General features: G+C 73.4%; 19 protein-coding genes. 12 read left to right on the forward strand and 7 right to left on the reverse strand.

Annotated features, from left to right (window positions below):
• Window positions 1-9: 9 nt before the first annotated feature.
• The 4 genes from FXF68_RS14915 to FXF68_RS14930 all read right to left on the reverse strand — a co-directional run bounded on the left by FXF68_RS14915 (window position 10) and on the right by FXF68_RS14930 (window position 5,919).
• Entirely contained in the window at window positions 10-3,159 is a 3,150-nt protein-coding gene (locus tag FXF68_RS14915) for an ATP-dependent helicase (RefSeq protein WP_246178702.1), read from the reverse strand.
• 164 nt (window positions 3,160-3,323) lie between these two features.
• On the reverse strand, window positions 3,324-3,632 hold the full coding sequence (locus tag FXF68_RS14920; protein ID WP_148759593.1) for an MGMT family protein: 309 nt from the start codon (window positions 3,630-3,632) through the stop codon (window positions 3,324-3,326).
• Window positions 3,632-4,999, reverse strand: coding sequence for a S8 family peptidase (locus FXF68_RS14925; RefSeq protein ID WP_148759594.1), 1,368 nt, complete (start codon window positions 4,997-4,999; stop codon window positions 3,632-3,634). Before FXF68_RS14925 ends, FXF68_RS14920 begins: the two co-directional genes overlap by 1 nt.
• The gene (locus tag FXF68_RS14930; RefSeq protein ID WP_187437931.1) at window positions 4,999-5,919 is read right to left on the reverse strand and encodes a hypothetical protein; all 921 of its coding nucleotides are present in this window, start codon (window positions 5,917-5,919) and stop codon (window positions 4,999-5,001) included. Before FXF68_RS14930 ends, FXF68_RS14925 begins: the two co-directional genes overlap by 1 nt.
• Before the next feature lie 221 nt (window positions 5,920-6,140).
• Between FXF68_RS14930 and moeZ the strand changes: the two genes are divergently transcribed.
• Window positions 6,141-7,322, forward strand: coding sequence for an adenylyltransferase/sulfurtransferase MoeZ (gene moeZ / locus FXF68_RS14935; protein ID WP_148759596.1), 1,182 nt, complete (start codon window positions 6,141-6,143; stop codon window positions 7,320-7,322).
• Between the two features lie 72 nt (window positions 7,323-7,394).
• Window positions 7,395-8,120 carry a hypothetical protein gene (locus tag FXF68_RS14940; protein ID WP_148759597.1) on the forward strand — a complete coding sequence of 242 codons (726 nt, stop codon included), beginning with the start codon at window positions 7,395-7,397 and terminating at the stop codon, window positions 8,118-8,120.
• 60 nt (window positions 8,121-8,180) lie between these two features.
• Here FXF68_RS14940 and FXF68_RS14945 read toward each other — a convergent pair whose 3' ends face one another.
• Window positions 8,181-8,642, reverse strand: coding sequence for a MarR family winged helix-turn-helix transcriptional regulator (locus FXF68_RS14945; protein WP_222869950.1), 462 nt, complete (start codon window positions 8,640-8,642; stop codon window positions 8,181-8,183).
• Window positions 8,643-8,691: 49 nt separating this feature from the next.
• On the opposite strand from FXF68_RS14945, the gene FXF68_RS14950 reads away from it, so the two are divergent.
• Window positions 8,692-9,834 carry an ABC transporter substrate-binding protein gene (locus FXF68_RS14950; RefSeq protein WP_148759599.1) on the forward strand — a complete coding sequence of 381 codons (1,143 nt, stop codon included), beginning with the start codon at window positions 8,692-8,694 and terminating at the stop codon, window positions 9,832-9,834.
• Window positions 9,835-9,933: 99 nt separating this feature from the next.
• Window positions 9,934-11,358, forward strand: coding sequence for an APC family permease (locus tag FXF68_RS14955; RefSeq protein ID WP_148759600.1), 1,425 nt, complete (start codon window positions 9,934-9,936; stop codon window positions 11,356-11,358).
• Window positions 11,359-11,361: 3 nt separating this feature from the next.
• Here FXF68_RS14955 and FXF68_RS14960 read toward each other — a convergent pair whose 3' ends face one another.
• On the reverse strand, window positions 11,362-12,051 hold the full coding sequence (locus FXF68_RS14960) for a sulfotransferase family protein (RefSeq protein WP_187437932.1): 690 nt from the start codon (window positions 12,049-12,051) through the stop codon (window positions 11,362-11,364).
• A gap of 98 nt (window positions 12,052-12,149) precedes the next feature.
• Between FXF68_RS14960 and FXF68_RS14965 the strand changes: the two genes are divergently transcribed.
• From FXF68_RS14965 to FXF68_RS14995, 7 genes are all read left to right on the forward strand, one after another.
• Window positions 12,150-13,682: a class I adenylate-forming enzyme family protein gene (locus FXF68_RS14965; protein ID WP_148759601.1), complete on the forward strand. Its 1,533-nt coding sequence runs from the start codon at window positions 12,150-12,152 to the stop codon at window positions 13,680-13,682.
• A gap of 82 nt (window positions 13,683-13,764) precedes the next feature.
• A complete protein-coding gene (locus FXF68_RS14970; protein ID WP_222869951.1) occupies window positions 13,765-15,348 on the forward strand; it encodes an NAD(P)-binding domain-containing protein in 1,584 nt (527 codons plus the stop codon).
• Window position 15,349: 1 nt separating this feature from the next.
• Window positions 15,350-16,399 carry an alpha-hydroxy acid oxidase gene (locus FXF68_RS14975; protein WP_148759602.1) on the forward strand — a complete coding sequence of 350 codons (1,050 nt, stop codon included), beginning with the start codon at window positions 15,350-15,352 and terminating at the stop codon, window positions 16,397-16,399.
• Window positions 16,393-17,772 (forward strand): cytochrome P450, encoded by a 1,380-nt coding sequence (locus FXF68_RS14980; protein WP_148759603.1) that lies wholly within the window; start codon window positions 16,393-16,395, stop codon window positions 17,770-17,772. The genes FXF68_RS14975 and FXF68_RS14980 overlap by 7 nt, the downstream gene beginning before the upstream one ends.
• A complete protein-coding gene (locus FXF68_RS14985) occupies window positions 17,744-19,051 on the forward strand; it encodes a cation:proton antiporter (RefSeq protein ID WP_148759604.1) in 1,308 nt (435 codons plus the stop codon). Before FXF68_RS14980 ends, FXF68_RS14985 begins: the two co-directional genes overlap by 29 nt.
• 163 nt (window positions 19,052-19,214) lie before the next feature.
• Complete coding sequence (locus FXF68_RS14990; RefSeq protein WP_246178703.1) at window positions 19,215-19,901, forward strand: response regulator transcription factor; 687 nt, start codon at window positions 19,215-19,217, stop codon at window positions 19,899-19,901.
• Entirely contained in the window at window positions 19,898-20,944 is a 1,047-nt protein-coding gene (locus tag FXF68_RS14995) for a sensor histidine kinase (RefSeq protein WP_148759605.1), read from the forward strand. The genes FXF68_RS14990 and FXF68_RS14995 overlap by 4 nt, the downstream gene beginning before the upstream one ends.
• On the opposite strand, the gene FXF68_RS15000 is transcribed toward FXF68_RS14995, so the two are convergent.
• Complete coding sequence (locus tag FXF68_RS15000) at window positions 20,935-21,669, reverse strand: TetR/AcrR family transcriptional regulator (protein ID WP_148759606.1); 735 nt, start codon at window positions 21,667-21,669, stop codon at window positions 20,935-20,937. The genes FXF68_RS14995 and FXF68_RS15000 overlap by 10 nt on opposite strands.
• A 155-nt stretch (window positions 21,670-21,824) precedes the next feature.
• Here FXF68_RS15000 and FXF68_RS15005 point away from each other — a divergent pair, with 155 nt between their 5' ends.
• A complete protein-coding gene (locus FXF68_RS15005; protein ID WP_148759607.1) occupies window positions 21,825-24,017 on the forward strand; it encodes an MMPL family transporter in 2,193 nt (730 codons plus the stop codon).
• Window positions 24,018-24,161 lie beyond the last annotated feature (144 nt).

Raw genomic sequence — 24,161 nt, forward strand, 5'->3', positions numbered from 1 at the left:
CTCGCCTGCTTATTCACCCACGTGCCCGCCCTCGTCATGGACGGGGCAGCAGGAGCGTACGGGACAGGTGCGACACTTGTCGTTCGCCCTCGCCTGGAAAACATCGCTCGCCATCCCGTTCGCGACGATCTCGACCAGCTTCTTGGGCCATTCCGGGTCGGAGTCCTCCGACGGGGCGGGCTGTTCCTGCTCGCGCGCCTTCGCGGCGAACGCGGCCTTGCCGAGCTGGATGAGCTTCGCCCCGCCGGGCTCGATCAGCCCGTGCCGCTCGAACGCGCCGAGCATGACCGCGTACTGGTAGACGCCGAGCTGCGGGTGCCGGGCCAGGTCGTCCTTGGGGACGGCCGTAGACGACGTCTTGATGTCGATGATGACCGCGCGGCCCTGCTCGTCGCGCTCGGCACGGTCGATGCGGCCCTTGATGACGACACGGCCCAAGTCGACTTTGAACGATTCTTCGAGCGCGACGACCTCGTTGGGGTTGTCGCGGTGCCAGGTGAGGAATTTGTCCACCATCCGGGTGGCCTGCTCACGTTGCTTCTCGGAATACCAGGCGCTGCGGAATTCGAGGTCGTTCCAGATCTCGTTGAGCCGTTCGGCGACGTGGACCTCGTCGATGCCGTCGTCCGCGCCCGCCATCTCGGCGACGGCGTGGACGACCTTGCCCATCGTGCTGTACTCGTTGGGGCCGCCGTCCTGCGCGCCCACCGCCGAGGCGAGCAGCCAGCGCAGGCCGCAGGTCGTGAACGCCTCGACCTGGGACGGGGAGATGGTGATCGGCTCGTCCTCGGCGAACGCGGGGCCCGCGTCGGAGAGGGCGGTGATGGCGTACCAGTTCTCCGGTTTCGCGCCGCGCACGCCCGCCCGCGCGAGCCGCGCCAGGTGCCCGGCGGCGGCGCGGCGCAGCGGCTCCGGCCGGGCCGGGTCGGACACGACCGAGCGCAGGTCGGCGACCAGCGCGGACAGCGACAGCCACCGCGTCTTCTCGTCCAGCTGGGACTGCTCGATCGCGCCGGGGAGCAGTTCGTTCAGGAACCGCGACGGGCGTTCCTCGGTGTCGTCGCCGCCGACCGCGGTGACGACGAGCCGTTTCCGGGCTCGGGTGACGGCGACGTAGAAAAGGCGGCGTTCCTCGTCCAGCATCTTGGCGGCCATGGACGCGCCCGCCGCGACGTCGCCGTCCGGCTCGGCCCCGGCGGCGTGCTCGACCAGCTCCTCGACGCCGAGGAGCGAGCCGCGCAGCCGCAGGTCGGGCCAGACGCCCTCCTGGACTCCGGCGACGATGACAACGTCCCATTCCAGGCCCTTGGAGCGGTGCGCGGTGAGGATGCGGACGGCCTCGCCCTGCGGCGCCTGCTCGGCGAGGGTGTCCCCGGCGATCTCCTGGGCCGCGATGGTGTCGACGAACAGGTCGGCGCCCGCCTGCGGCAGCCGGTCGACGAACCGGGCGGCGTGGTCGAACAGGGCGACGACGGCGTCGAGGTCGCGGTCGGCGGCGGCGCCGCGCGTCCCGCCCTTGGCGCTCTGCTCCAACAGGACGTCCGCCTGCCCGCTCTCCTTCCACACCGACCACAGGACGTCCTCGGCGGTGCCGCCCTCGTGGACGCCGCGCCGCGCCACGTCGATGAGGTGCGCGACCTTCTCGGCCGGCGCCCGCACCCTCTCGTGGACGAGGACCAGTTCGCGCGGGTCGTTCACGGCCGCGACGAGGAGTTCCCCGAGCGGACGCTGCCCGCCCGACAATTCCTCCGAATCCCGCAGGGCCCGCTTGAGGCGGCGCATGGCGAGCGCGTCGGCGCCGCCCAGCGGCCCGGTGAGGAGGTCCTCGGCGACGACCTCGTCCAGGAAGCCCTTCTTGAGCGCCGCGTTGAGCAGGATCAGGAATGGACGGACGGCGGGCTCACCGATCAGCGGAACCTCGTCGCCCGCCACGACCACCGGCACACCCGCCTGGGCCAGTGCCCGCCGCAGCACCGGGACCTGCCGCACCGCGCTCCGCACCAGGACCGCCATTCGCGACCACGGGACGCCGTCGAGCAGATGCGCGCGGCGCAGTTCGTCGGCGACGAGCGCCGATTCCTGGCTTTCGGAGTCGGCTATGACGGCGCGCACTTCGCCGTCGTCCAATTCGTCCGGGGATCGGAGGGCGCGGTGTTCGGCGGCGCCCGCCGCACCGGCGGGAAGGCGGCGCGCTATCCGCCGCGACGCCGCGAGGATCTGCGGGCCCATACGGCGGCAGGTGCGTAGCGCCACGACGGGCGCGGGGTCGCCGTCCAGGGTGCGGAAACGGTCGGGGAATTCCTGGATGCCCCGCACGTCCGCGCCCCGGAAACCGTAGATGGACTGGTCGGGGTCGCCGACGACGACGAGGTCGCGTCCGGCTCCGGCGAGGTGCTGGAGAAGGGCTTCCTGCGCGGGGTCGGTGTCCTGGTATTCGTCCACGAAAACGATGTCGTAGGCGTCCTGCTCGCGGAACCGGACCTCTTCGTCGGTGAGCATTCCGGCGGCGAGGTGAATCAGCTCGCCGTAGTCGTAGGTGGGGACCGGGTCGAGCAGGAAACGGTTCACATACCGGTCCATGAATTCGCCGATGGCGGGCCAGTCGTCACGGCCGCGCAGGCGTCCCAGGGCGGCGAGGTCCTCCGCGCCGTAGGCGCGCTCGACCGCGCGCAGGGTGAAGTCGCGCAATTCCTCGGCGAAACCGCGCGTCGCCAGCGCGGCCCGCAGCCGTTCCGGCCATTCGCGCGCGCCGTCCGCCAGTTCGCCTTCGAGGAGCCTCCGCACCTCCAGCAGTTGCTCCGGCCCGGACAGCAGGCGCGGCGCGGGCTCCTCGTTCAGGACGGCGTCCCGGCGGAGCAGGGCGTAGGCGTAGCTGTGGAAGGTGAGCGCGAGGGGCGTCCGCGTCGTCCGGCGGAGGCGTCCGGTGATCCGCTCGCGCAGCTCGCCCGCCGCCTTGCGGCTGAACGTCAGGACGAGCACCCGCTCCGGGTCGGCGCCGCGGTTCTCGATGCGGTCGACGACCGCCTCCACGATCGTCGTCGTCTTCCCGGTGCCCGGCCCGGCGAGCACCAGCATCGGCCCCCCGGCATGCTCGACCACCCGCCGCTGCTGGTCGTCGAGCACGGGCGGGACGGCCCGCGCGGGACCCGCGCGGCGCACGAGACGGTAGGAAGCGGGCGGCACAACAGTTCATTGGAACAGATCACCGAGGCGGTTCTGACCACAACACACTCATGTCGCCCAAGAAACCACCGAGCTCACAGGGGAGCTCACACAGGGCTCACACGGCGGCCTTCTCTTGGAACGCGCGAAGGGCGGACGGGCTAGGTGCCGCCCGCCCAGCGGGCGCGGGTCATGTCGACGCGGCGGCCGTCCGGGCGCAGGGGCGTGCCCTCCACGCGGTACTGCTCGTGCGCCTCGATCTCGTGACCGTCCGGCGGGCGGCCGTCCGCGCGGACGACCCGCCACCACGGGACGCCGCCGCCGTACAGCGACATCACCCGCCCGACCTGGCGCGGACCGCCGCGTCCGACCAGTTCGGCGATGTCGCCGTAGGCGAGGACGCGGCCGGGCGGGATCCGCTCCACCGCGTCCAGGACGGCCTCGGCGTACTCGTCGGGCTCCGCGAACATCACGACGACCCTAGCGGCGGCGGGCCCTGCCGGCCGAGCGGAGGCGGCGGCCCCGGCGGACCGGGCGGGCCGAACCGGTGCGGATACGGAGGTTGCGCCCCGGGCCGCGCCGGGAAAGGCGCGGCCCCCGGCCCCGCGAACGGCGGATCGTCGGCCGGACGGGGATGGCGGCGCCGGAACGCCAGCGCGATCGCGCCCGCCGCGACCGTCCCGCCGACCCCGCCGAGCAGCAGCCCGAAGATCAGCGGACGGACCCAGCCGGGCCGCTCGATGATCTCCACCGGCCCGGGGTCGGCCGCGCCGAACCGCCGTCCCTCGGGCTTGCCCGGGGTCCCGCCGCCCTGGGCGGACGCCAGCGAGTCGGCGGCGGCGAGCGCCCGCGCCGCGTGCACCTCGCCGAACCCGACGTTGGCGTCGTAGCGTCCGGACGGCGCGTTCTTCACGCTCTGGATCAGCGACTGCGCGACCAGCGCCGGGGCCATCTTCGGATGCTTCGCCCGGATCAGCGCGGCGATCCCCGACACGATCGCGCTGGAGTCGCTCGTCCCGCTGCTCAGGAAGTACTCGCCGCCGGGCGCGGCGACGGGCAGGCCGTCCCCCGGCGCCGACACGACCACCGAGTAGTTGCGGTTGGAGAACGGCGCGCGCTCGTGCCCCGGCCGCGTCGCGGCGACCGCGATCACGCCGGGGAAGGACGCCGGGTAGGAGTAGGGCGCGAAGCCGTCCCCGTCGAGGGAGCGCTTGTCGTCGCCGTCGTTGCCGACCGCCGACACGACCACGACGCCCCGCCCGATGGCGTAGCCGATGGCGGCGCGCTCGTCGGCGACCTCCTCGTCCTTGCCGAGCGACAGGTTGATCACGTCGGCGCCGTGGTCGGTCGCGTAGCGGATGCCGCGCGCGACCGCGCCCTCGGCCTTGTCGGACGTCCGGTAGCTGAGGTAGCTCTTGTCCTCCGGCTCGCCGATCGCGCGGATCGCCAGCACGCGGGCCTCCGGCGCGATCCCGATCATCCCCGCCCCGCCGCCGGGGCCGTGCCCGTGCCCGGCGATCAGCGACGCCATCCCGGTGCCGTGCAGCCGCTTCGGCCTCGTCCCCGCGTCGATCTCGGCGAGCATGTTCGGGCCGGTGATGACGGTCCCGGTGAGGTCGGCCTGGCGGGCGTCCACGCCGGAGTCGACGACCGCGACGGTCACGTTCCGGCCCTTGGTGACCTTCCAGGCGGCGTTCATGCCGAGCAGGTTCAGGACGGGCCGCTGCCGGTCGCGGACCTCGTCGGCGCGCGCGGGGACGGGCGCGAGCCACGTCCCGGCCAGCGCCACGGCGCCGACGGCGGCCGCCGCCCTGACCCTGCGTCTCGGGGACGGCATCAGCACCGCCACAGGGGGTCGTCGCAGTCCGGCAGCGACTTCGCGGACAGCGACCGCGCGATCGTGTGCCCGAGCTGCGGCGCCAGCGCGAACGGCTCGCCCGGCCGCTCCTTCTTGACCGCGGCGGCGGGCCGCCCGTCGACCTGGCCGGACGTCGTCAGCACGACGTAGGGGCCGCCGCGGTCGATCGTCTTGTCCTGGCGGGCGTCGTCGGTGAACCGCGCGGACGCGGTGCCCGCGAACGGCGCGGCGTGCAGGGCGGGGCTGACGCCGCCCGACCCGTCCGGGCCCTGCGCGCCGGGCAGCTCCTTGTAGGCGCGGTCGGCCTTCCACGGGTCGGGGAACGCGACGACGCCCACGGTCACGACGATGCCCTGGAGCTGGTCGACGTAGGTGGCGCGCAGGACGGCCCGGCACTCGTGCCTGCCGATCGTGTTCGCGATCTCGTCGTCCACGCCCTCCGCGCAGGCCGTGTCGGGGACGATGCCCGTCCGCGTCGCGTACTCGCTGTGCCCGGCGATCGGCTGGTAGGTGATCCGGTCGGGGAAGATGCGCCGCGCGGGCCACGCCTCCCAGCGGCGCGCGACCTCCTTGTTCGCGGCGATCTGCAGCTCGGCGCTGGTCGGCCGGCGGTTGAGGGTCGTCCACGCGGCGGTGAGGGACACGCCGGTGGTGAGCAGGTAGGTGCATCCCACGACGAGCGCGACGACCATCCACTGCCGCGCGCGGAGCCCGAGGACGGTCAGCGGCGGCGGACCCGGCGGAGCGAGCGGACGCGGCGGACCGGGCGGACCGGGCTGACCGGGCGGCGCCCACGGCGGGCCCCCGGCGAAGGGCACGCCGGACGGACCGGCGGGCATGCCGGGCTGCTGCGGGGGCCGCGGCGGATGCGGCTGCTCGGAGGGGGGCAGGAACGCCACAACAGTCAAGATTAACTGTGCTTCACGACATTCCGCCCTGACATCGCGGTGAGGGGGGCGTCCGGGCCCGTTCCAGGGGCGTGGCGGGCCTCTCCCACGGGGATACAGCCTGGGCGACATCCGGGAATGCGGCGGCGCATGGCAAGGTTGTCGGGTGGGAGGACGGTGACACCCGCCGTCCGGCCCCGCCGTTCGTACAGCCCAGCACAGGAGCGTCAACCGTGTCGTTGCCACCTCTGGTAGAGCCCGCAGCGGAGCTCACCCGCGACGAGGTCAACCGCTACTCGCGGCACCTGATCATCCCCGACGTGGGCATGTCCGGGCAGAAGCGCCTCAAGAACGCCAAGGTCCTGGTCGTCGGCGCGGGCGGGCTCGGCTCTCCGGCCCTGCTGTACCTCGCCGCGGCCGGAGTCGGCACGCTCGGCGTCATCGACTTCGACGTCGTGGACGAGTCCAACCTGCAGCGGCAGATCATCCACCGGCAGTCGTCCCTCGGGAAGCCGAAGGTCGAGTCGGCGGCCGAGACCGTCCGTGAGATCAACCCGCTGATCGACGTGGTCGTGCACAACACCGCGCTCGACCGCGACAACATCATGGACATCTTCTCCGGCTACGACCTGATCCTCGACGGCACCGACAACTTCGCCACCCGCTACATGGTGAACGACGCGGCCGTGCTCCTCGGCAAGCCGTACGTGTGGGGGTCGATCTACCGGTTCGACGGCCAGGCGTCGGTGTTCTGGGCCGAGCACGGCCCCTGCTACCGCTGCCTCTACCCGGAGCCGCCGCCGCCCGGCATGGTCCCGTCCTGCGCCGAGGGCGGGGTGCTCGGCGTGCTCTGCGCGTCGATCGGCTCCATCCAGGTGAACGAGGCGATCAAGCTCCTCGCCGGGATCGGCGAGCCGCTCGTCGGCCGTCTGATGATCTACGACGCGCTGGAGATGACGTACCGGTCGGTCAAGGTCCGCAAGGACCCGGAGTGCCCGCTGTGCGGCAAGAACCCGACGCAGACCGAGCTCCTTGAGGACTACGAGGCGTTCTGCGGCGCGGTCTCCGAGGAGGCCGCCGAGGCCGCCCAGGACTCCACGATCACCGTCATCGACCTCAAGGGCATGCAGGACCGCGGCGACGACATCTTCCTCGTGGACGTCCGCGAGCCCAACGAGTACGAGATCGTCTCGATCCCGGGCGCGACGCTGATCCCGAAGGGCGACTTCCTGAACGGGTCGGCGCTGGAGCGGCTGCCGCAGGACAAGAAGATCGTCCTGCACTGCAAGTCGGGCGTCCGCTCCGCCGAGGCCCTCGCGGTCGTCAAGAACGCGGGCTTCGCCGACGCCGTCCACGTCGGCGGCGGCATCCTCGCCTGGGTCAACCAGATCGACCCGTCCCAGCCGAGCTACTGAGCGCGCGAGAAGGCCCCCGGACTCCCGAAAAGGGGAGGCCCGGGGGCCTTTCCGCTGGCATGATCTTGGTTCATGACAATTGAACACCGGATCGTGTCCGGGGCCGCGGCGCTGGCCGTCGCCGCGGGCGCGCTGGTCGGGGTGGGTGGCGGCGCCGACGCCGAGACGTTGAAGTTCCGCATCGAGGTGCCGAGGCACCTGTCCGTCAGCAAGGGCGAGTACAGCAATGCCTGCGCGATGGACGTGTGGGCGTGGGGCACCGAAGGCTCCGCGGTCGCCTATTCCAAGGTCTCCGTCATCGCACCCAACGGTCACAACCCGCCCCCGTACAACCGGGTCCTGCCCGGTTACCAGGTCGGCTACGGGGTCGGCTGCGCGGGCTCCGTCGACCACGCCGGCAAATACCGGATCCGCGTCGTCGCCTACGACAAGAGCGGAAAGGCGCTCGGCAGTCGCGAGGACTACTGGTACGAGAAGTTCGACACCGTCGTCCAGAATTTCAACGCGGCTCCCGAACCGGTGCGGAAAGGCAAGACCCTCTACGTGTCGGGGCGGCTGCGCCGCGTGAACAACATCGGCACGGCGTACACCGGCTACTCGGGCAAGAGCATGCGGATCTATTTCCGTCCCACGGGCGGAAAGACCTGGACGTACATGGGGTCCGCGAAGACGAACTCCAGCGGTGATTTCCGCAAGGGATTCAAGGCCAAGGCGTCCGGGACGTGGCGGGCCTACTTCCCCGGCACGAGCCGTTTCGACAAGCAGGCGTCCCGGGACGACTACGTCCAGGTTCGCTGATCTCCAGGAATGAAATCGGCCGCCTCGCGTCCCCGAATGGACGCGGGGCGGCTCGGAGCCTCAGATTTGTGGCTCGTTCCACAGGCGGCTGAGCAGGGCCGACAGGTCGTGGACGGTCTCGAACCCGTACCGCTCGGCGAGGGAGCGCTCGTGCGCGCGGGCCAGCGCGTCCAGTCGGGTGAGCTTGGCGCGGCCCAGTTCGGAGACGTGCACCGACACCCGCCGGCGGTCGCGCGCGGAGTGGGTGCGGTAGAGGTAGGCGGAGTCGACCAGGGAGTCGACGAGCCGGGTCAGCGTGGGGTGCGGAATTTCGACGACGACCGCGAGCTCGCCCATGGAGACGTCGTCGGCGTGGGCGAGGGCGCGCAGCACCCGCCACTGCTCGACGGACATGCCCTCCTCGTCGAGGAGGGCGCCGAGGCCGCGGGCCAGGGCGCGCTGCGTGCGGGTGAGCAGGTCGACCAGTTCGGCCAGTTCGGCGCCGGTCGTCCGGTCCAGGGTCGTCTCGTGCCGCTCCGCCACTGTTCCTCCCTCGCCGTCCAGGCCCCGTGCAGAGCATACTTGCCGGGTCATGAACAGTTCGGCGGTCGTGCGCACAGTCGTCAGGGACAGCATGGAACTGCTGGTCGCCGGACCGGACCCGGCGGCGCTGCGGATCGGGCTGCTGCTCCCGCTGTCCGGGTCGCTCGGGCTGACGGGGCCGTCCGGGCTGAGCGCCGCCTGCCTCGCCGCGACCGAGGTGAACACGGCGGCATCGCTGGACCGGCGCGTCGAGCTGGTGCCGGTGGACGCCGGACGCGCGCCCGGCGCGGTCGCGGGCGACGCCCGGCTGCTCGTCGACGCGGGCCTCGTCGACGCGTTCGTCGGGTTCCACACGAGCGACGTCCACCGGGCCCTGGAGGCGGCGCTCGCCGGGCGCGCCCCCTACGTGTTCACGCCCCCGCACGAGGGCGGCCCGCGCGGCGACGGCGTGGTGCTGCTCGGCGACTCGCCCGGACGCCAGTTCACGCCCGCGATGCTGCGGCTCGCCGAGCGGCGCCGCCTGCGGCGGTGGGCGCTGGTCGGCAGCGACTACATCTGGCCGCAGTCGGTGCACCGGGTGGCCGCGCGGACGGTCCGCTCGCTCGGCGGCACGGTCGTCCTGGACCGGCTGCTCCCCTTCCCCTGGGCGGCGGGCGAGGCGGGCTTCGAGGAGCTGGTGGACGCCCTCGCCCTGGCGCGCGCGCAGGCCGTCCTGGTCAACCTGGTCGGACGCGACCTGGCGGTGTTCAACCGGGTGTTCGCGGCGTCGCGGCTGGCGTCCGGGGTGGTGCGGCTGTCGGGGGCGCTGGAGGAGAACGTCCTGCTCGCGGGCGGCGGCGACGACACCGGGGAGCTGTACTCGGTGATGCGGTCGTTCGCCGGGCAGGGCGACGAGCGGCGGCTCGCGCTGGCCGAGCGCTACCGGACGGCGTTCGGCGCCACCGGTCCCGTCCTCGACACGTACGCGGAGGGCTGCTACGACGGCGTGCACCTGCTGGCGGCGCTCGCCGCCGCCGGGGCCCTGACCCCGCGAAGGGCGCAGCGGGCGGCGGCCCGGCTGCTCGCGGGAGCGGGCTCGGGCGACCCGGCGGTGCGGCGGGCGTGGTCGGCGGCACCGCTCGGACCGCCGTCCGCGGACGGCTTCCTGGCGAGGGCGGACGGCCTCGACCTCACCGTCATCGCACGCCTGTGAACTGGTTGTTCGTTAAAGCTTTCCATTTGAAAGGAATGTCTCTAGGCTGCGCGCTGGACCGGCGGGCCGATCAGGGCCGCGCCGGAGGAAGGACCGCCAATGGCCGTCGATTCAGCGCAGCCCGAGGGCATCGAGCGCTACGGGTACACCCAGGAGCTTCGGCGTTCGCTCGGCTTCCGCGACCTGGTGGTCTACGGGCTGATCTTCATGGTGCCGATCGCGCCGTTCGGCATCTTCGGCAGCGTCTTCCAGGGCTCGGGCGGGATGGTCGCGCTCGCCTACGCGATCGGGATGCTCGCCATGCTGTTCACCGCCGGGTCGTACGCGCAGATGTCGCGGGCGTTCCCCATGGCGGGCTCCGTCTACACCTACGCGGGACGCGGCCTCAACGCGCCGGTCGGGTTCCTGTCCGGCTGGATGATCCTGCTCGACTACGTGCTGGTCCCGAGCCTGCTGTACCTGATCGCGAGCGTGGCGATGAACTCGCTCGTGCCGGACGTCCCGGTGTGGCTCTGGCTGGTCGCGTTCGTCCTGCTGAACACGGCCGTGAACTACTTCGGCATCGAGATGACCGCGCGGATCAACCGGATCATGCTCGTCGCGGAGCTGATCGTGCTGGCCGTCTTCCTGGTGATCGGCGTCGTGGCGCTGGCCCAGGGCAAGGGCAACGGCGGCGGCGGGTTCCATCCGATCTACAACGACGCGACGTTCTCGTGGAGCCTCGTGTTCGGCGCGGTGTCGATCGCCGTGCTGAGCTTCCTCGGCTTCGACGGCATCTCGACGCTCGCGGAGGAGAACCGCGAGTCGGCCCGCGCCATCGGCCGGTCCATGGTCGCGGCGCTGCTGCTCGTCGGCGTGCTGTTCATCGTCCAGACGTGGGTGGCGTCGCTGCTGGTCTCCGACCCGGACGGGCTGATCAAGAACGGCGACGCGGAGGGCACCGCGTTCTACGACGCGGCCGACGTCGCGGGCGGCGTCTGGCTCGCCAAGCTGACGGCGGCGGCCACGGCGATCGCGTGGGGCTTCGCGAACTCGCTCGTCGCGCAGGCCGCGACGTCCCGGCTGCTGTACGCGATGGCGCGGGACCGGCAGCTCCCCCGCTTCCTCGCCAAGGTGGACCCGAGGCGGCAGGTCCCGGTCAACGCGACGCTGCTCGTCGCGGCGGTCTCGCTGGCGCTCGGCCTCTACATGGAGCAGCGCGACGACGGCATCACGCTGCTCAGCTCGCTGGTCAACTTCGGCGCGATGACGGCGTTCCTGGTGCTGCACGTGTCGGTCGTCGTGCACTACGTCGTCCGGTCCGGGAGCCGGGACTGGTGGCGCCACCTGATCGCGCCCGCCGCCGGGTTCGCGATCCTCGGCTACGTCGTCTACAACGCGGACGTCGCGGCGCAGGAGCTGGGCTTCGTCTGGCTCGGCATCGGCGTCGTCGTCCTGATCGGGCTGCTCGTGCTGCACCGGCGTCCCGCGCTGTCCGACATCTCGGGCGACGGGGACGGCGGGAAGGACGGCGAGCGGGAGTGAGCCTCAGCGTCCGCGCAGGATCAGGCGAGCCAGCCTGCGCGGACGCTTGCGGTGCCAGGCGGCGCGCTCGTTCGACTCGGGGAACGGCTCGTCCGGGACGGGGACGCCGAGGAATGCGCACAGCGGCTCCCAGCCGTCCCGGACGTCGAAGACGAGCAGGCGCTCGTCCGGGATCGCCTCCTTGACCTCGGCGATGTGCCGCTCGAACACGGCGAGGACGTGCTCCCGGTCGTCGATGCGCCCGCCGAACACCCGGTCGAAGACCGTCGCGCGGGCCATCCTCGGGTAGAGCGCGAAGTCCGGCTGCCGCCGCGCCACCAGCCACCGGACGGCCCGCCGCCGCGGCGGCGGCCGGCGTTCGGCGAGCGCGCGGGCGAAGATCGTCGAGCTGACGCTGCCGTACCAGCGCTCCGGGTCGCGGACGGTCAGGATCACCTTCGCGTCCGGGTAGTGGGCGGCGAGCTCCCGCCAGTAGGACGCGGCGGGCCAGTCGATCGCGGCGCGGAACCCGTCGAACAGCGCGTCCCAGTCGGCCGCGCGGCCCTCCCCCACGTCGAGCCACTGCCGGACGCGGCGCGGCTCGGCGATGATCGTGGACATGTGGTAGCAGGGGCCGCGGCCGAGCCGGTCCAGGGCGGCCTTCAGCGAGGCCGTGCCCGTCCGCCCGAATCCCGCGCCGATCACTTCCAGCACTCCGGTCCGCCTTAGGTTCGCCTCTGATCCGGTTCTGATCCGTGCCGCGTAGCTTCTTCGGTGCTCATGCATTCTGCGTGGAACCAGGGAGCCGGACAATGAGCCTTTTCCCGCGTCCCCTCATCGGCGCGCTCCTGGAGTCGCCCCGCACGGCGGCGTTCGAGCACGGCGACCGGCTCGTGACCCGGGGCGGGCTGCTGGAGCTCGCGGGGACGATGGCGGGCGCGCTGCGCGACGCGGGACTCGGGCCGGGGGACGGCGTCGCGGTGCGCACCGGCGTGTCGCCGGAGGCGTTCGCCGCGCACCTCGCCGCGCACATCCGCGGCTGCCGGGTCGTGGGCGTCCGGCCCGGGTACCCGCCGGGCCAGCTCGCGCACGTGCTGCGGGCGGGCGTCGACGCCCTCGTCGTCGACCGCTCGACCGGGACGCCCGGCCTGCTCGCGGCGGCCGGGCCGGTCAAGGTGCTGCGGCTGGACGAGCTGGCCGCGTCGCGCCGTCCGACGCTCGACGTGATGGCCCGCCCGGACGACGCGGCCCTGCTCGCCTACACGAGCGGCAGCACCGGACGGCCGAAGGGCTGCGCCGTCACCTACCGGGCGCTCAGCGCGCACTGGGCGTGGCAGCCGGACAGGTGGGGCCCGGTCGCCGCCGCCTTCGCGGACGCGTTCGAGCGCTACCTGCTGTTCGGGACGCTGGCCAGCATGGTCGTGCTGGAGTTCCTCGCGCCGTGCCTGCTCGGCGGCGGCACCGCCGTGATCCCCGAGGACGACGGCCGCCCGCTGTTCCCGTACGCCGTCGAGCGGTACGGGATCACCGGGTCGATCGTGACCGTCCCGAGGTTCGGGCGGATGCTCGACCTGCTGCGCGGCGACGACGCGCCGGACGTCCGGTCCCTGCGGGCGCTGATGGTGTCCGGGTCGCCGCTCGGCCCGAACCGGCTGGCGGAGGCGGCGGAGCGGCTCGGCCCGGTCGTCTACAACGGGTACGGGCAGACGGAGGCGGGCTCGGTGTCGATGCTCACGCCCGCCGACGTCGCGGCCGGACGGCTGACGTCGGTCGGCCGCCCGCATCCGGGCGTGGAGGTGAGTGTCCGGGACGAGCACCGCCGCGCCACCCCGACCGGCGTGACGGGCGAGATCCACGTCCGCAGCCCGTACCAGATGACGGGCTACTGGGACGACCCCGGCGAGACCGGCGACGTCCTCCGGTACGGCCGCCTCCGCACCCGCGACCTCGGCCATCTCGACGCCGACGGCTACCTCCACCTGGACGGACGCACCCGCGACGCGGTCATGGTGAACGCGATGGTCGTGTACGCGGGCCCGATCGAGCGGGTCCTCGCCGGGCACCGGGACGTCGCCGAGGCGTACGTCGCCGGCGCGCCGGACGAGGAGACAGGGGAGGCCGTGCACGCGTTCGTCGTCCCGGCGCGCGGCCGGGCCCCGGACGACGCGGCGCTGGCCGAGATGGCGGCGCTGGTCCGGGACGAGCTGGGCGACGACAACGTCCCCCGGACGATCACGGTCGTCCCCGGCGTCCCCGCCGCGCCGAGCGGAAAGCCCGACAAACGCGCCCTTCTCACCGCGCACCGGCCCCACCTCCGGCCCCATCCGCGCCCCCTGCCTTCTTGACGAACGTTTCTGATCAACCTCTGAGATTCGGCGATTTCACTTGGGTTGACCGTTCAATCACATCGTCGTGGCGGAGGGTGTCGTGGCGAACCAACCCCTGGACTACCTGGTGATCGGCGCCGGGCCGGCGGGCCTGCAACTGGGCCATTTCCTGGCCGAGGCGGGCCGCGCGTACCTGATCCTGGAGGCGGGCCCCGGACCGGGCACGTTCTTCCGGACGTACCCGCGGCACCGGACGCTGATCTCCATCAACAAGAAGCACACCGGGACCGCCGACCCGGAGCTGAACCTGCGGATGGACTGGAACTCGCTGCTCTCCGATGACCCGGAGCTCCTGTTCACCCGCTACTCCGACCGGTACTTCCCGCCGGCCGACGAGATGGTCCGTTACCTGGCGGACTTCGCAGAGCGTCGTGGGCTGGACATCGCCTACGGCACCCGCGCGGTCGAGGTGGCGAAGGACCCCGAGGGCCGCTTCCAGGTCACCGACGACCGGGGCGGCGTCCACGTCGCGGAGCGGCTGGTCGTCGCGACCGGGTTCGGGCGGCCGAACGTCCCGCCGATCCCGGGCATCGAGACGGCCGAGCTGTACGGGGACCACTCCACCGACCCGCGCGACTACGTGGACAAGCGCGTCCTCGTCCTCGGCAAGGGCAACTCGGCGTTCGAGACGGCGGAGAACCTGATCGAGACGGCGGCGGTGATCCACGTCGCCGGGCCGCGCTCGCTGAAGCTCGCGTGGCGGACGCACTTCGTCGGCCACCTGCGCGCCGTGAACAACAACTTCCTCGACACCTACCAGCTCAAGTCGCAGAACGCGATCCTGGACGGCGAGGTCCGGCGGATCGAGCGGCGGCCCGGCGGCGGTTACCTCGCCACGGTCGCGTTCGCCCGCGCGGACGAGGTCACCAAGGACATCCCCTACGACCACGTGATCGTCTGCACCGGCTTCGCGCTGGACGCCTCGATCTTCACGCCCCGCTGCCGTCCGGCGCTGACGATCAACGGCCGGTTCCCCGCGCTCACCGCCGCCTACGAGTCGGTCGACGTCCCCGGCATGTACTTCGCCGGGACGCTCACCCAGTCGCGCGACTTCAAGCACGGCACCAGCGGGTTCATCCACGGGTTCCGGTACGGGACGCGGGCGCTGCACCGCGTCCTGGAGTCCCGCTACCACGGGGCCGCGTGGCCGGGCGCCGCGCTGTCCGCCGACCCGGCGGAGCTCGCGGCGGCGGTGCTCGCCCGCGTCAACCGCAGCTCCGGGCTGTGGCAGCAGTTCGGCGTGCTCGCGGACATGATCGTCCTGGACCACGCGGGCGGCGCCCGCTACCTGGAGGAGGTCCCCGCCGACCTGGACGAGCCGGTCGCGACGGCCGTGCCGGGCCGCCCGCTCGGGCACTTCACGATCACGCTCGACTACGGGCCCGACCACGACAGGGTCGACCCGTTCGACATCACGGTCACGCGGATCCGCCAGAGCGACGCCGGGCGGGCGCACGAGGGGCACTACCTGCACCCGATCGTCCGGCACCACGTGGACGGCGCGGTCGTGGCCGTCCACCACGTGACGGAGAACCTGGAGAACGAGTGGACGTCCGAGGACGTCCACGCCGAGCCGCTGCGCGCGTTCTTCGCCCGGCAGGCCGCCAGGGCGACGGCGGTGTGACGTGCGGCCACCGTCGTCGGTCCGGGAGTTCGAGGCCGCCGCCCGCGCGCGGCTCGACCCGGCGCACTACGACTACTTCGCGGGCGGCGCGGGCGAGGAGGTGACGCTGCGCGCCAACGAGGCCGCGTTCGGACGGCTCGCGCTGCTGCCCCGCGTGCTCGGCGGCGCGGCGAAGCCGGAGCTCGGCGTCACCCTGCTCGGCGACCGCGCCGCCGCGCCGGTGCTGGTCGCGCCGACCGCGTTCCACCGGCTCGCCCACCCCGAGGGCGAGAAGGCCACCGCGCGGGCGGCGGCCGCCGCCGAGACGATCATGATCGTGAGCATGGCGTCGACGGTCGCGGTCGGGGACGTCGCCGCCGCCGCGCCCGGCGCCCGGCTGTGGTTCCAGCTCTACGTCCAGCCGGACCCGGCGTTCACCGAGCTGCTCGTCCGGCGGGCCGAGGAGGCGGGCTGCGGCGCGCTCGTCGTCACTGCCGACTCGCCCGTCCGGGGCCGCCGCGACCGGGACGAGCGGCACGGCTTCCACGACCTGCCCACCGGGCTGTGCTGCGAGAACATGCGCGACGAGACCGGCCGCGTCCGGCCGATCGAGTTCTCCCCCGCCATCTCGTGGGAGCACGTCGACCGGCTCCGCGACATGACGTCGCTGCCGATCGTCCTCAAGGGCGTCCTGCATCCGGCGGACGCGCGGCGGGCGCTCGGCCACGGCGTCTCCGCGCTGATCGTGTCCAACCACGGCGGGCGGCAGCTCGACACCGTCCCGGCGGCGGTCGAGGCGCTGCCCGGCGTCGTGGAGGCGGTGGCGGGGACCGTTCCGGTGCTGCTGGACGGCGGCGTCCGGCGCGGGACCGACGTGCTGAAGGCGATGGCGCTCGGCGCGTCCGCCGTCGGGGTCGGGCGGCCGGTGGTGTGGGGCCTCGCGGCGGACGGCGAGCGCGGCGTGCGGCGCGTCCTCGACCTGCTGCGCGCCGAGGTGGAGGACGCGCTCACGCTGTGCGGGGCGCGGTCCGTCCACGACCTCGGGGCGGACCTGGTGCTGCGGCCATGCTGACCGCGCTCGTCCTGCTCGCGGCGCTCGCCGTCCTGGCGAGCCTGCCGTGGTGGCTGCCCGGCCGGGTCGTCGCGCTGCGCGGCCGGGTGTTCGCCCGGATCAACGGCGACGAGGGCATCCCGGTGCCCGGCGACCTCGTCGGCGTCGGCCTGTTCCGGGACGTGTACTCGCACCCGGCGGCGGGCGGGCGGAGCCGGGGCGCCGTCCTGTCGGACCTGTTCTGGTACTGGCTGTCGCCGGGCGCGCACGTCCACCAGGAGCACCTGGAGGCGGGCGAGCGGTACGACGAGGTCGCGCGGGCGACGCGGCGGTTCCTCGCCGTCCCGCGCGGGGAGGCGGAGGAGCTGGCCCGGCGATGCGCCGCCCGCGTGCTCGACGAGGGCGTCGGGGAGCGGGCGCGGCTCGTCCGGCTGCGCGACCTGATGATGCCGGTGTGGGCCGAGTTCTACTACGAGCTGGTGTTCGGCGAGCCGTGCCCGCGCGCGGCCCGCGACCTGATCGTCGGCAACGCCGACGACGTCGTCACCGCGCTGAAGTGCTGCGGGCTCCGCCACATGGCCCGGCGGGACCGCCTCACCCGCTACCTCCTCGGGCGGCTGGACGACGTCCGGCACCCGCTCCCGGACGGCCTCTCCCCCGAGGAACAGGCCTACTACCTGCAAGGGACGTTCTTCAACACTGCGGTCGTGCAGATGTCGGAGGCGATGGCGCACCTCCTGATGGTGCTCGCGCGCCACCCCGACGCCGCCGCCACCGCGCTCACCGGCGACGACCGCGCCTTCGACCGCGTGCTGCAGGAGACGCTGCGGCTCTACCCCCTGTTCGGCGTCGCGCACCGAATCACCACCGGCGACATCGACCTCGGCGACGGGACAACCCTCCCCGAGGGCTCGGTGCTCTGCTTCGACTACCCCGAGTTCCACCGCGCCGGGTTCGCGGAGCCCGACCGGTTCTGCCCGGAGCGGTTCCGGGACGGCCCGGCCGCCCGCGAGGTCAACCACATCCCGTTCGGCATGCCCGCCAACCGGCCCTGCCCGGCCTGGCGGCTCGCTCCCCTCACCATGCGGGCCGCGGCCCGCGAGACCGTCCGCCGGTACGCGCTCGCGACGGCGGCGGCGCACACCCGCTCGCTGCCCAACCGGGGGCCGTGCCTGCTCGTCCCGCGAGCGGCACGGGCCCGGACGCGCCGCGCCGCGCTCCTGTTCCTCTGGTCGCGCGACCGGGTGGAGGACGTGGGGCGCAGCCTCGTCCAGCTCGTCCTCGGCACCTACATGGTCTGGGACGCGCGCCGGCAGCGGCTCTGCGAACGCCACTTCGCCCAGTTCGCGCAGATGGAGACCGACCATGCTCCAGATCGCAGCGGCTCCCGCTGACCCCAACCTCGCGCTCGTCCTCGACGTCCTGCCCGCGCTCGTCGTCATCCTGCTCGCCGCGTGGGCGTGCGGGCGGCTCGCCCTCACGGTCGGGCAGCCGCGCGTCCTCGGCGAGATGGTCGCGGGCGTGCTGCTCGGCCCGACGCTGTTCGGCCAGGTGTGGCCGGACGGCCAGGAGGCCGTGTTCCCGCAACACGTCAGGCCCATCCTGTACGTGCTGAGCACGATCGGGCTGACGCTCTACATGTTCCTCGTCGGCGCGGGCCTCGACCACGGCTCCCGGACGCCGGGCGAGGGCCGCCGCGCGTCCGTCCTCGCGCTGTCCGGGATCGTGCCGTCGCTCGCCCTCGGCTTCGCGGTCGGCGCGGCGCTGTACGGGACGCTGTCGCGGACGGACGTCAGCCGGTGGCACTTCGCCCTGTTCGTCGGCGGCGCGCTGTCGCTGACCGCGTTCCCGATGCTGGCCCGCATCCTGTACGAGCGGGGCCTGGAGAACTCCCCGCTCGGACGCCTGTCGCTGCTCGCCGCGTCCATCGACGACGCGGCGGCGTGGTGCCTGCTCGCGGTCCTGTCGGCGTGGCGCCTCGGCACGGGCGTGGACGGCGCGCTGCGCACCATCCTCCTCGCCGCCGTGTTCGCCGCCGTGATGCTGCTGCCGGTCAGGCGGCTGCTGCGCCCGCTCGGCCGGGAGGTCGGCCGGACCGGCTCGCTCGGCCCGACGGCGCTGTACGTGGTCGTGCTCGTCCCGCTCACGGCGGGCTGGATCACCGACTGGATCGGCGTCTACTCGGTGTTCGGCGGGTTCGTCGCCGGGCTCGCCATGCCCCGCGACCCGGCGTTCCGGCAGGTGCTGCACGCCCGGATGATGGGCGTCGTCTCGACCCTGCTGCTGCCCGTGTTCTTCGCCTTCTCCGGCCTGAACACCGAGCTCGGCGGCATCGCCGGCGGGACGATGCTGCTCGCGTTCCTCGCGATCATGACCGCCGGGTTCTGCGGGAAGTACTTCGGCTGCGCGCTCGCGATGCGCGGGCTCGGCTTCGACCGGCGCGACTCCTACGCGGTCGGCGGGCTGATGAACGCGCGCGGGCTGATGATCCTGATCTTCATCAACATCGGGCTGGCGCAGGGGATGATCACGCGGGAGCTGTTCGCGATGCTGGTGCTGGTCGCGGTGATCACCACGGCGAGCGCCGTCCCGCTGTACCGGCTGGCGCTGCCCGAGCGGCTGGAGCGCACCCGCGTCCCGGCCGGGCCGGAGACCGTCCCGGAGGCGGCCTGACGGCGCGCGCCGGGCGCGTTCCGGCGCGTTCCGGCGGTTCCGGCGGCAAAAGTTGATCAAGAGAAGACGGGCCGCCGGGGGAATCGGTTCAAATTTTAAAGAAAGTTGACCAGTATTGCCCGGACCTATGGCCCCCCGGCGGCGGCGGTGGGAGCGTTGTGGCGTGGCCGATTCAACGGAACCCGGCGGCCCGCCACGCCGGCTGTTGATCGTCGAGGACGACCATGAGCTCGCGCGGATGCTGGCCGCTCTGTTCGCCGAGCACGGATACGCCGTCGACCTCGCCGCCGAGGGCCAGCGCGGGCTGCACCTCGGGCTGAGCCGCGACTACGACGCGATGGTGATCGACCGGGGCCTGCCCGTCCTGGACGGCGTGGAGCTGGTCCGGCGGCTGCGCGGCCGGGCCGTCACCGCGCCCGCGCTGGTGCTGACCGCGTTCGGCTCGGTCGCCGACCGGGTCGCCGGGCTCGACGCGGGCGCCGAGGACTACCTCGTCAAGCCGTTCGAGATCGACGAGCTGCTCGCCCGCGTCCGGGCGCTGCACCGGCGGCACCTCGACCGGGCCCAGGTGCTGCCCCTCGGCGCCGGACGGCTCGACCCGCGCTCGCGGCTCGTCCGGCTGCCGACCGGGCAGCACGTGGCGCTGTCCGGGCAGGAGGCGCGGCTGCTGATGGCGCTCGCGACCCGGCCGGGGCAGGTGCACACCCGCGCGTCGCTGCGGCAGCGCGTGTTCGACGAGGCGCGGACGGAGTCGATCGTGGACACCTACGTGTACTACCTGCGGGCCAAGCTCGGCGCGGACGTCGTGCGGACCGTCCGGGGCGTCGGCTACCGGCTGGGCGAGCTGTGAACGGCCACCGCGGGCGGCGGGGCCCGCACGTCCCGGATCGGCGCGTCCCCGCTCGGCACGTCCCGGATCGGCGCGTCCCGGACCCGGACCGGCCGCTCCTCGACCGGGCCCGCCGCCGCGTCGCCGCCGGGGCGGCGGGGAGCGCCGCGCTGCTGCTCGCCGCGCTCGGCCCGGCCGTCTACGCCGCCGCCGCGCCCGGCCTGGACGCCGCCGCCCGCCGCCGGTTACGCCGCGCGCTCGCCGCCGCCGAGATCGCGGGCCTGCCCGCCGCGCTGCTGCTCGGCCGCGCCGTCGCGGACCGGACGCTCGCGCCGCTCGACGAGGCCCTCGCCCGGCGCCGCCGCTTCGCGGCCGATGTCGGCCACGAGCTGCGCGCCCCGCTGACCCGGCTGCACACCCGCGCGCAGCTCGCCGCCCGCCGCCTGCGCGCCGACGCGGACGCCGGCGTGACCGCCGACCTCGCCGCCGATCTGGACGGCCTGGTCGCCGGGACGCGGCAGCTCGGCGAGGTCGTCGAGGACCTGCTGACGTCCGCGCGGATCGGGCGGCGGCCCGCCGCGCTCGGCCCGGTCGACCTCGGCGCGCTGGCCGCCGAGCTGGCCGCCGCCGAGTCGCCCCGCGCCCGCGAGCGCGGCGTGACGATCGAGGTCGGCCGTCCCGACGGCGCGGTCGTCCGAGGCGCCCTCGTCCAGGGCTCGGCGCCCGCGCTGCGGCGGGTGCTGTCCGCGCTGGTCGACAACGCGCTCGGGCACACGAGTCCGGGCGGCCACATCCGGCTGACGCTGTCCGGGACGCCGGGGACGGTGGAGCTGACCGTCCGCGACGACGGCGCGGGGTTCGACCCGCGCGACACGGCCCGGCTGCTCGCGGGCGCGCCGCCGGTCCGTCCCGGGACCCGCGCCGCCGAGGGACGGGGCCTCGGGCTCGGGCTGGCCCTCGCCCGCGAGGTGGTGGACGGCCACGGCGGCACGCTCACCGCGCACGGCCGTCCGGGTGCGGGGGCGGCGTTCACCGTCCGGCTCCCCGCGGCCGCTCAGCCCTGATCGGGCGGGGCAGGCCGGGCGGGCGGGGTGTACTTCAGGCCGAGCGTCTCGCCGGTCTCCCTGAGCATCAGCTCGAACATCGGCTCGGCGTCCTCCAGCGCGAAGTCGAGGTGCCCGAAGACGTCGAGGCTGACGCCGCCCTGCAGCCTGATCCAGCACCGCAGGAACTCCTGGATCACGCCGAGCGGGAGCTCCACCTCCACGACCTCGTCGCGGTAGCGGCGCAGCTGCGGGAGCAGGGCGGGGTCGATGTCCTCGTCCGGCGGGACGGGGAACGGGCTCTTCTTCCACAGCTCCAGGAACAGGGTCATGAACGTCCAGCCGAACCGGCGGGCGCACTCGTCGGCGAAGTCGACCTCCTCGCTGTCCGCGCCGCGCACGGGCGCGCCGAACAGCAGCGCGTACTCGCGGGGATGCGCCAGCGCCCAGTACCGGAACTGGCGGGACACCGCGAGGAACTTGCCGCTCATGTCGCCCGGGGGCACCGCGTGCATGGCCGCGTGCAGCTCGTCGGTCAGCTCGTTGAACAGCTCGCCGACGAGGTGCCTGAGCAGCTCGCCGTGGCTGTCGAAGTAGCGGTAGAGCGCCGGGGCCGTCATGCCCATCTCGCGGGCGATGGCCCGCAGCGTGACCGCCTCCGGCCCCTGCTCGACGAGGATCCACCGTGCGGTCTCGGAGATCTCCTTGACCGTGGCCGCGCGTAGCCGGTCGCGTCGGGTTTCCACGTCGCCCTCCCTGGTCCGCGGCCTGCCGTCCGGCCGCCTCCGATGATTCCCCAAGAACGCCCTTGACGAAAGCGAACGCCGTATGCAAAGTTAACGCTGTTCGCAGTTTACAGCGTTCACCAAATTTACACGGCGTCACTGAGCGGGAGCAGACGATGTTCGATCGATGGGGACGATGGGTCCACCGGCGCCGCCGCTGGGTCCTCGCGATCGCCGGGGCCGCCCTGGTCTTCGGCGGCGTCTGGGGAACGGGCGTGTTCGGCGCCCTCGGCGGCGGCGGGGGCTTCGACGAGGCGGGCAGCGAGAGCGCGAAGGCGGCGCAGATCGTCGAGCGGGACCTCGGCCGGGACGCCGCCGACGTCGTGATCCTCTACCAGGGGCGCACGTCCGTCGACGACCCCGGCTACCGGACGGCCGTCGAGCGGGCGCTCGCCGGCCTCCCGAAGGACAAGATCACCGGGACCGCCACCTACTGGACGACGCACTCGCCGCAGCTCGTCAGCAAGGACCGCACCGCCACCTACGCCGTCCTCCAGCTCGCCGGCGCCGACGAGGGCGCCCGCAGCGACAACTACAAGTTGATCAAAGACGACCTGACCAAGGTCGGCGGCGGGCTCACCGCCAAGGTGGGCGGCAACGTCGGCACCGGCAACGCGATCAACTCGCGGGTCTCGTCCGACATCGCGCGCGCCGAGGGCATGGCGATGCCGGTGCTGCTGATCCTGCTCGTGCTGATCTTCGGCGGGCTGGTCTCGGCGAGCCTGCCGCTGCTGATCGGCGGCTTCGCGATCCTCGGCTCGTTCACCGCGCTGCACGCGCTCACCTACGTCACCGACGTGTCGATCTTCGCGGTGAACATCACCACGTTCCTCGGGCTCGGCCTCGCCATCGACTACGGGCTGTTCATGGTGAGCCGCTTCCGGGAGGAGATCCGCCGGGAGGGCGCGTCCGCCGAGGACGCCCTCGCCGCCACCATGGCCACCGCCGGGCGCACCGTCGCCGTCTCCGGCGTGACCGTCGCCGTGTCGCTGTCCGGGCTGCTGCTGTTCAACCAGAACTTCCTCGTCTCGATGGGCTACGGCGGCATCGCGACCGTGCTCGTCTGCATGGTCGGCGCGCTGACCGTGCTGCCCGCGCTGCTCGCCGTCCTCGGCCCGAAGGTGAACGCGCTGTCGGTCCGGCGGCGGAAGAGGTCCGAGGCCCGCGAGCAGGGCCGCCTGTGGGGACGGCTCGCGCACAGCGTCATGCGGCGCCCGATCGGCTACGTCGTCGCGACCGTCGCGCTGCTCCTCGCGCTCGGCTCCCCGCTGCTGCACATCAACTGGGGCGGCGTGGACGCCAAGGCGCTCCCGGAGGGCGCGGACGCGCGGGTCGTCTCCGAGACCCTGGAGACGCAGTTCCCCCGCAACGGGACGAGCCCCATCGAGGCCATCGTGACGGGGACGTCCGACCGGGCCGCGGTCCAGGCGTACGGGGACCGCCTGGCCGCCGTGCCCGGCATCACCTCCGCGACCGTCACCGGCGCCAAGGGCGAGACCACGCGGATCGCGCTGCGCCACGACGCCGACCCGAACTCCGACGAGGCCCGCTCGCTGGTCAAGTCGGTGCGGGACGTCCCGCCGCCGCCCGGCGCGCAGTCCCGCGTCGGCGGCGTCACCGCCGAGGTCGTCGACCAGCTCGGCGGGATCGGCTCGACGCTGCCGTGGCTCGCGCTGTTCGTCGGCGGCGCGACGTTCGTCCTGCTGTTCCTCGCGTTCGGGTCGGTGGTGCTGCCGCTGAAGGCGATCGCGATGAACATGCTGTCGCTGTCGGCGACGTTCGGCGTGGTCGTGTGGATCTTCCTGGACGGCCACCTGTCCGGCCTGCTGGACTTCACCGCGACCGGCGCGATCTCCCCCGCCATGCCGATCCTGATGCTGGCCATGCTGTTCGGGATCTCCATGGACTACGAGGTGTTCCTGCTGTCGCGGGTCCGCGAGCAGTACGACCTGACCGGCGACACCACGGCCGCCGTCGCGGCGGGCGTGCAGCGCACCGGCTCCATCATCACGAGCGCGGCGGTGCTGTTCATCGTCGTCATCGGCGCGTTCTCCACCTCCGGCGTCTCGTTCATCAAGATGGTCGGGGTCGGGATGGCCGTCGCGATCCTGCTGGACGCGACCGTCGTCCGGGCGCTGCTCGTGCCCGCGACGATGCGGCTGCTCGGCCGCGCGAACTGGTGGGCGCCCGGCCCGCTCGCCCGGCTGTACCGCCGGTACGGCATCCACGAGGGCGACGCGCCCGCACCCGCGTCGCCGTCCGCCCCTCCGTCCGCCCCTCCGTCGGCTCCGCTGGAGCCCGTGAGCTGATCTCCCCCTCCCCCGATGGCCGGCGTCTCGTCAGAGGCGCCGGCCATCGGCCTTCGCATCCGCGCAGCACCCCGCACCGCACCCCGTGCCGACCGCCCGCCGGGAGAACCCGACCGCTCGGCGCGCGGCTCGCGCCACTCGTCG

The sequence above is a fragment of the Actinomadura decatromicini genome, from assembly GCF_008121305.1.
GTDB lineage: Bacteria > Actinomycetota > Actinomycetes > Streptosporangiales > Streptosporangiaceae > Spirillospora > Spirillospora syzygii.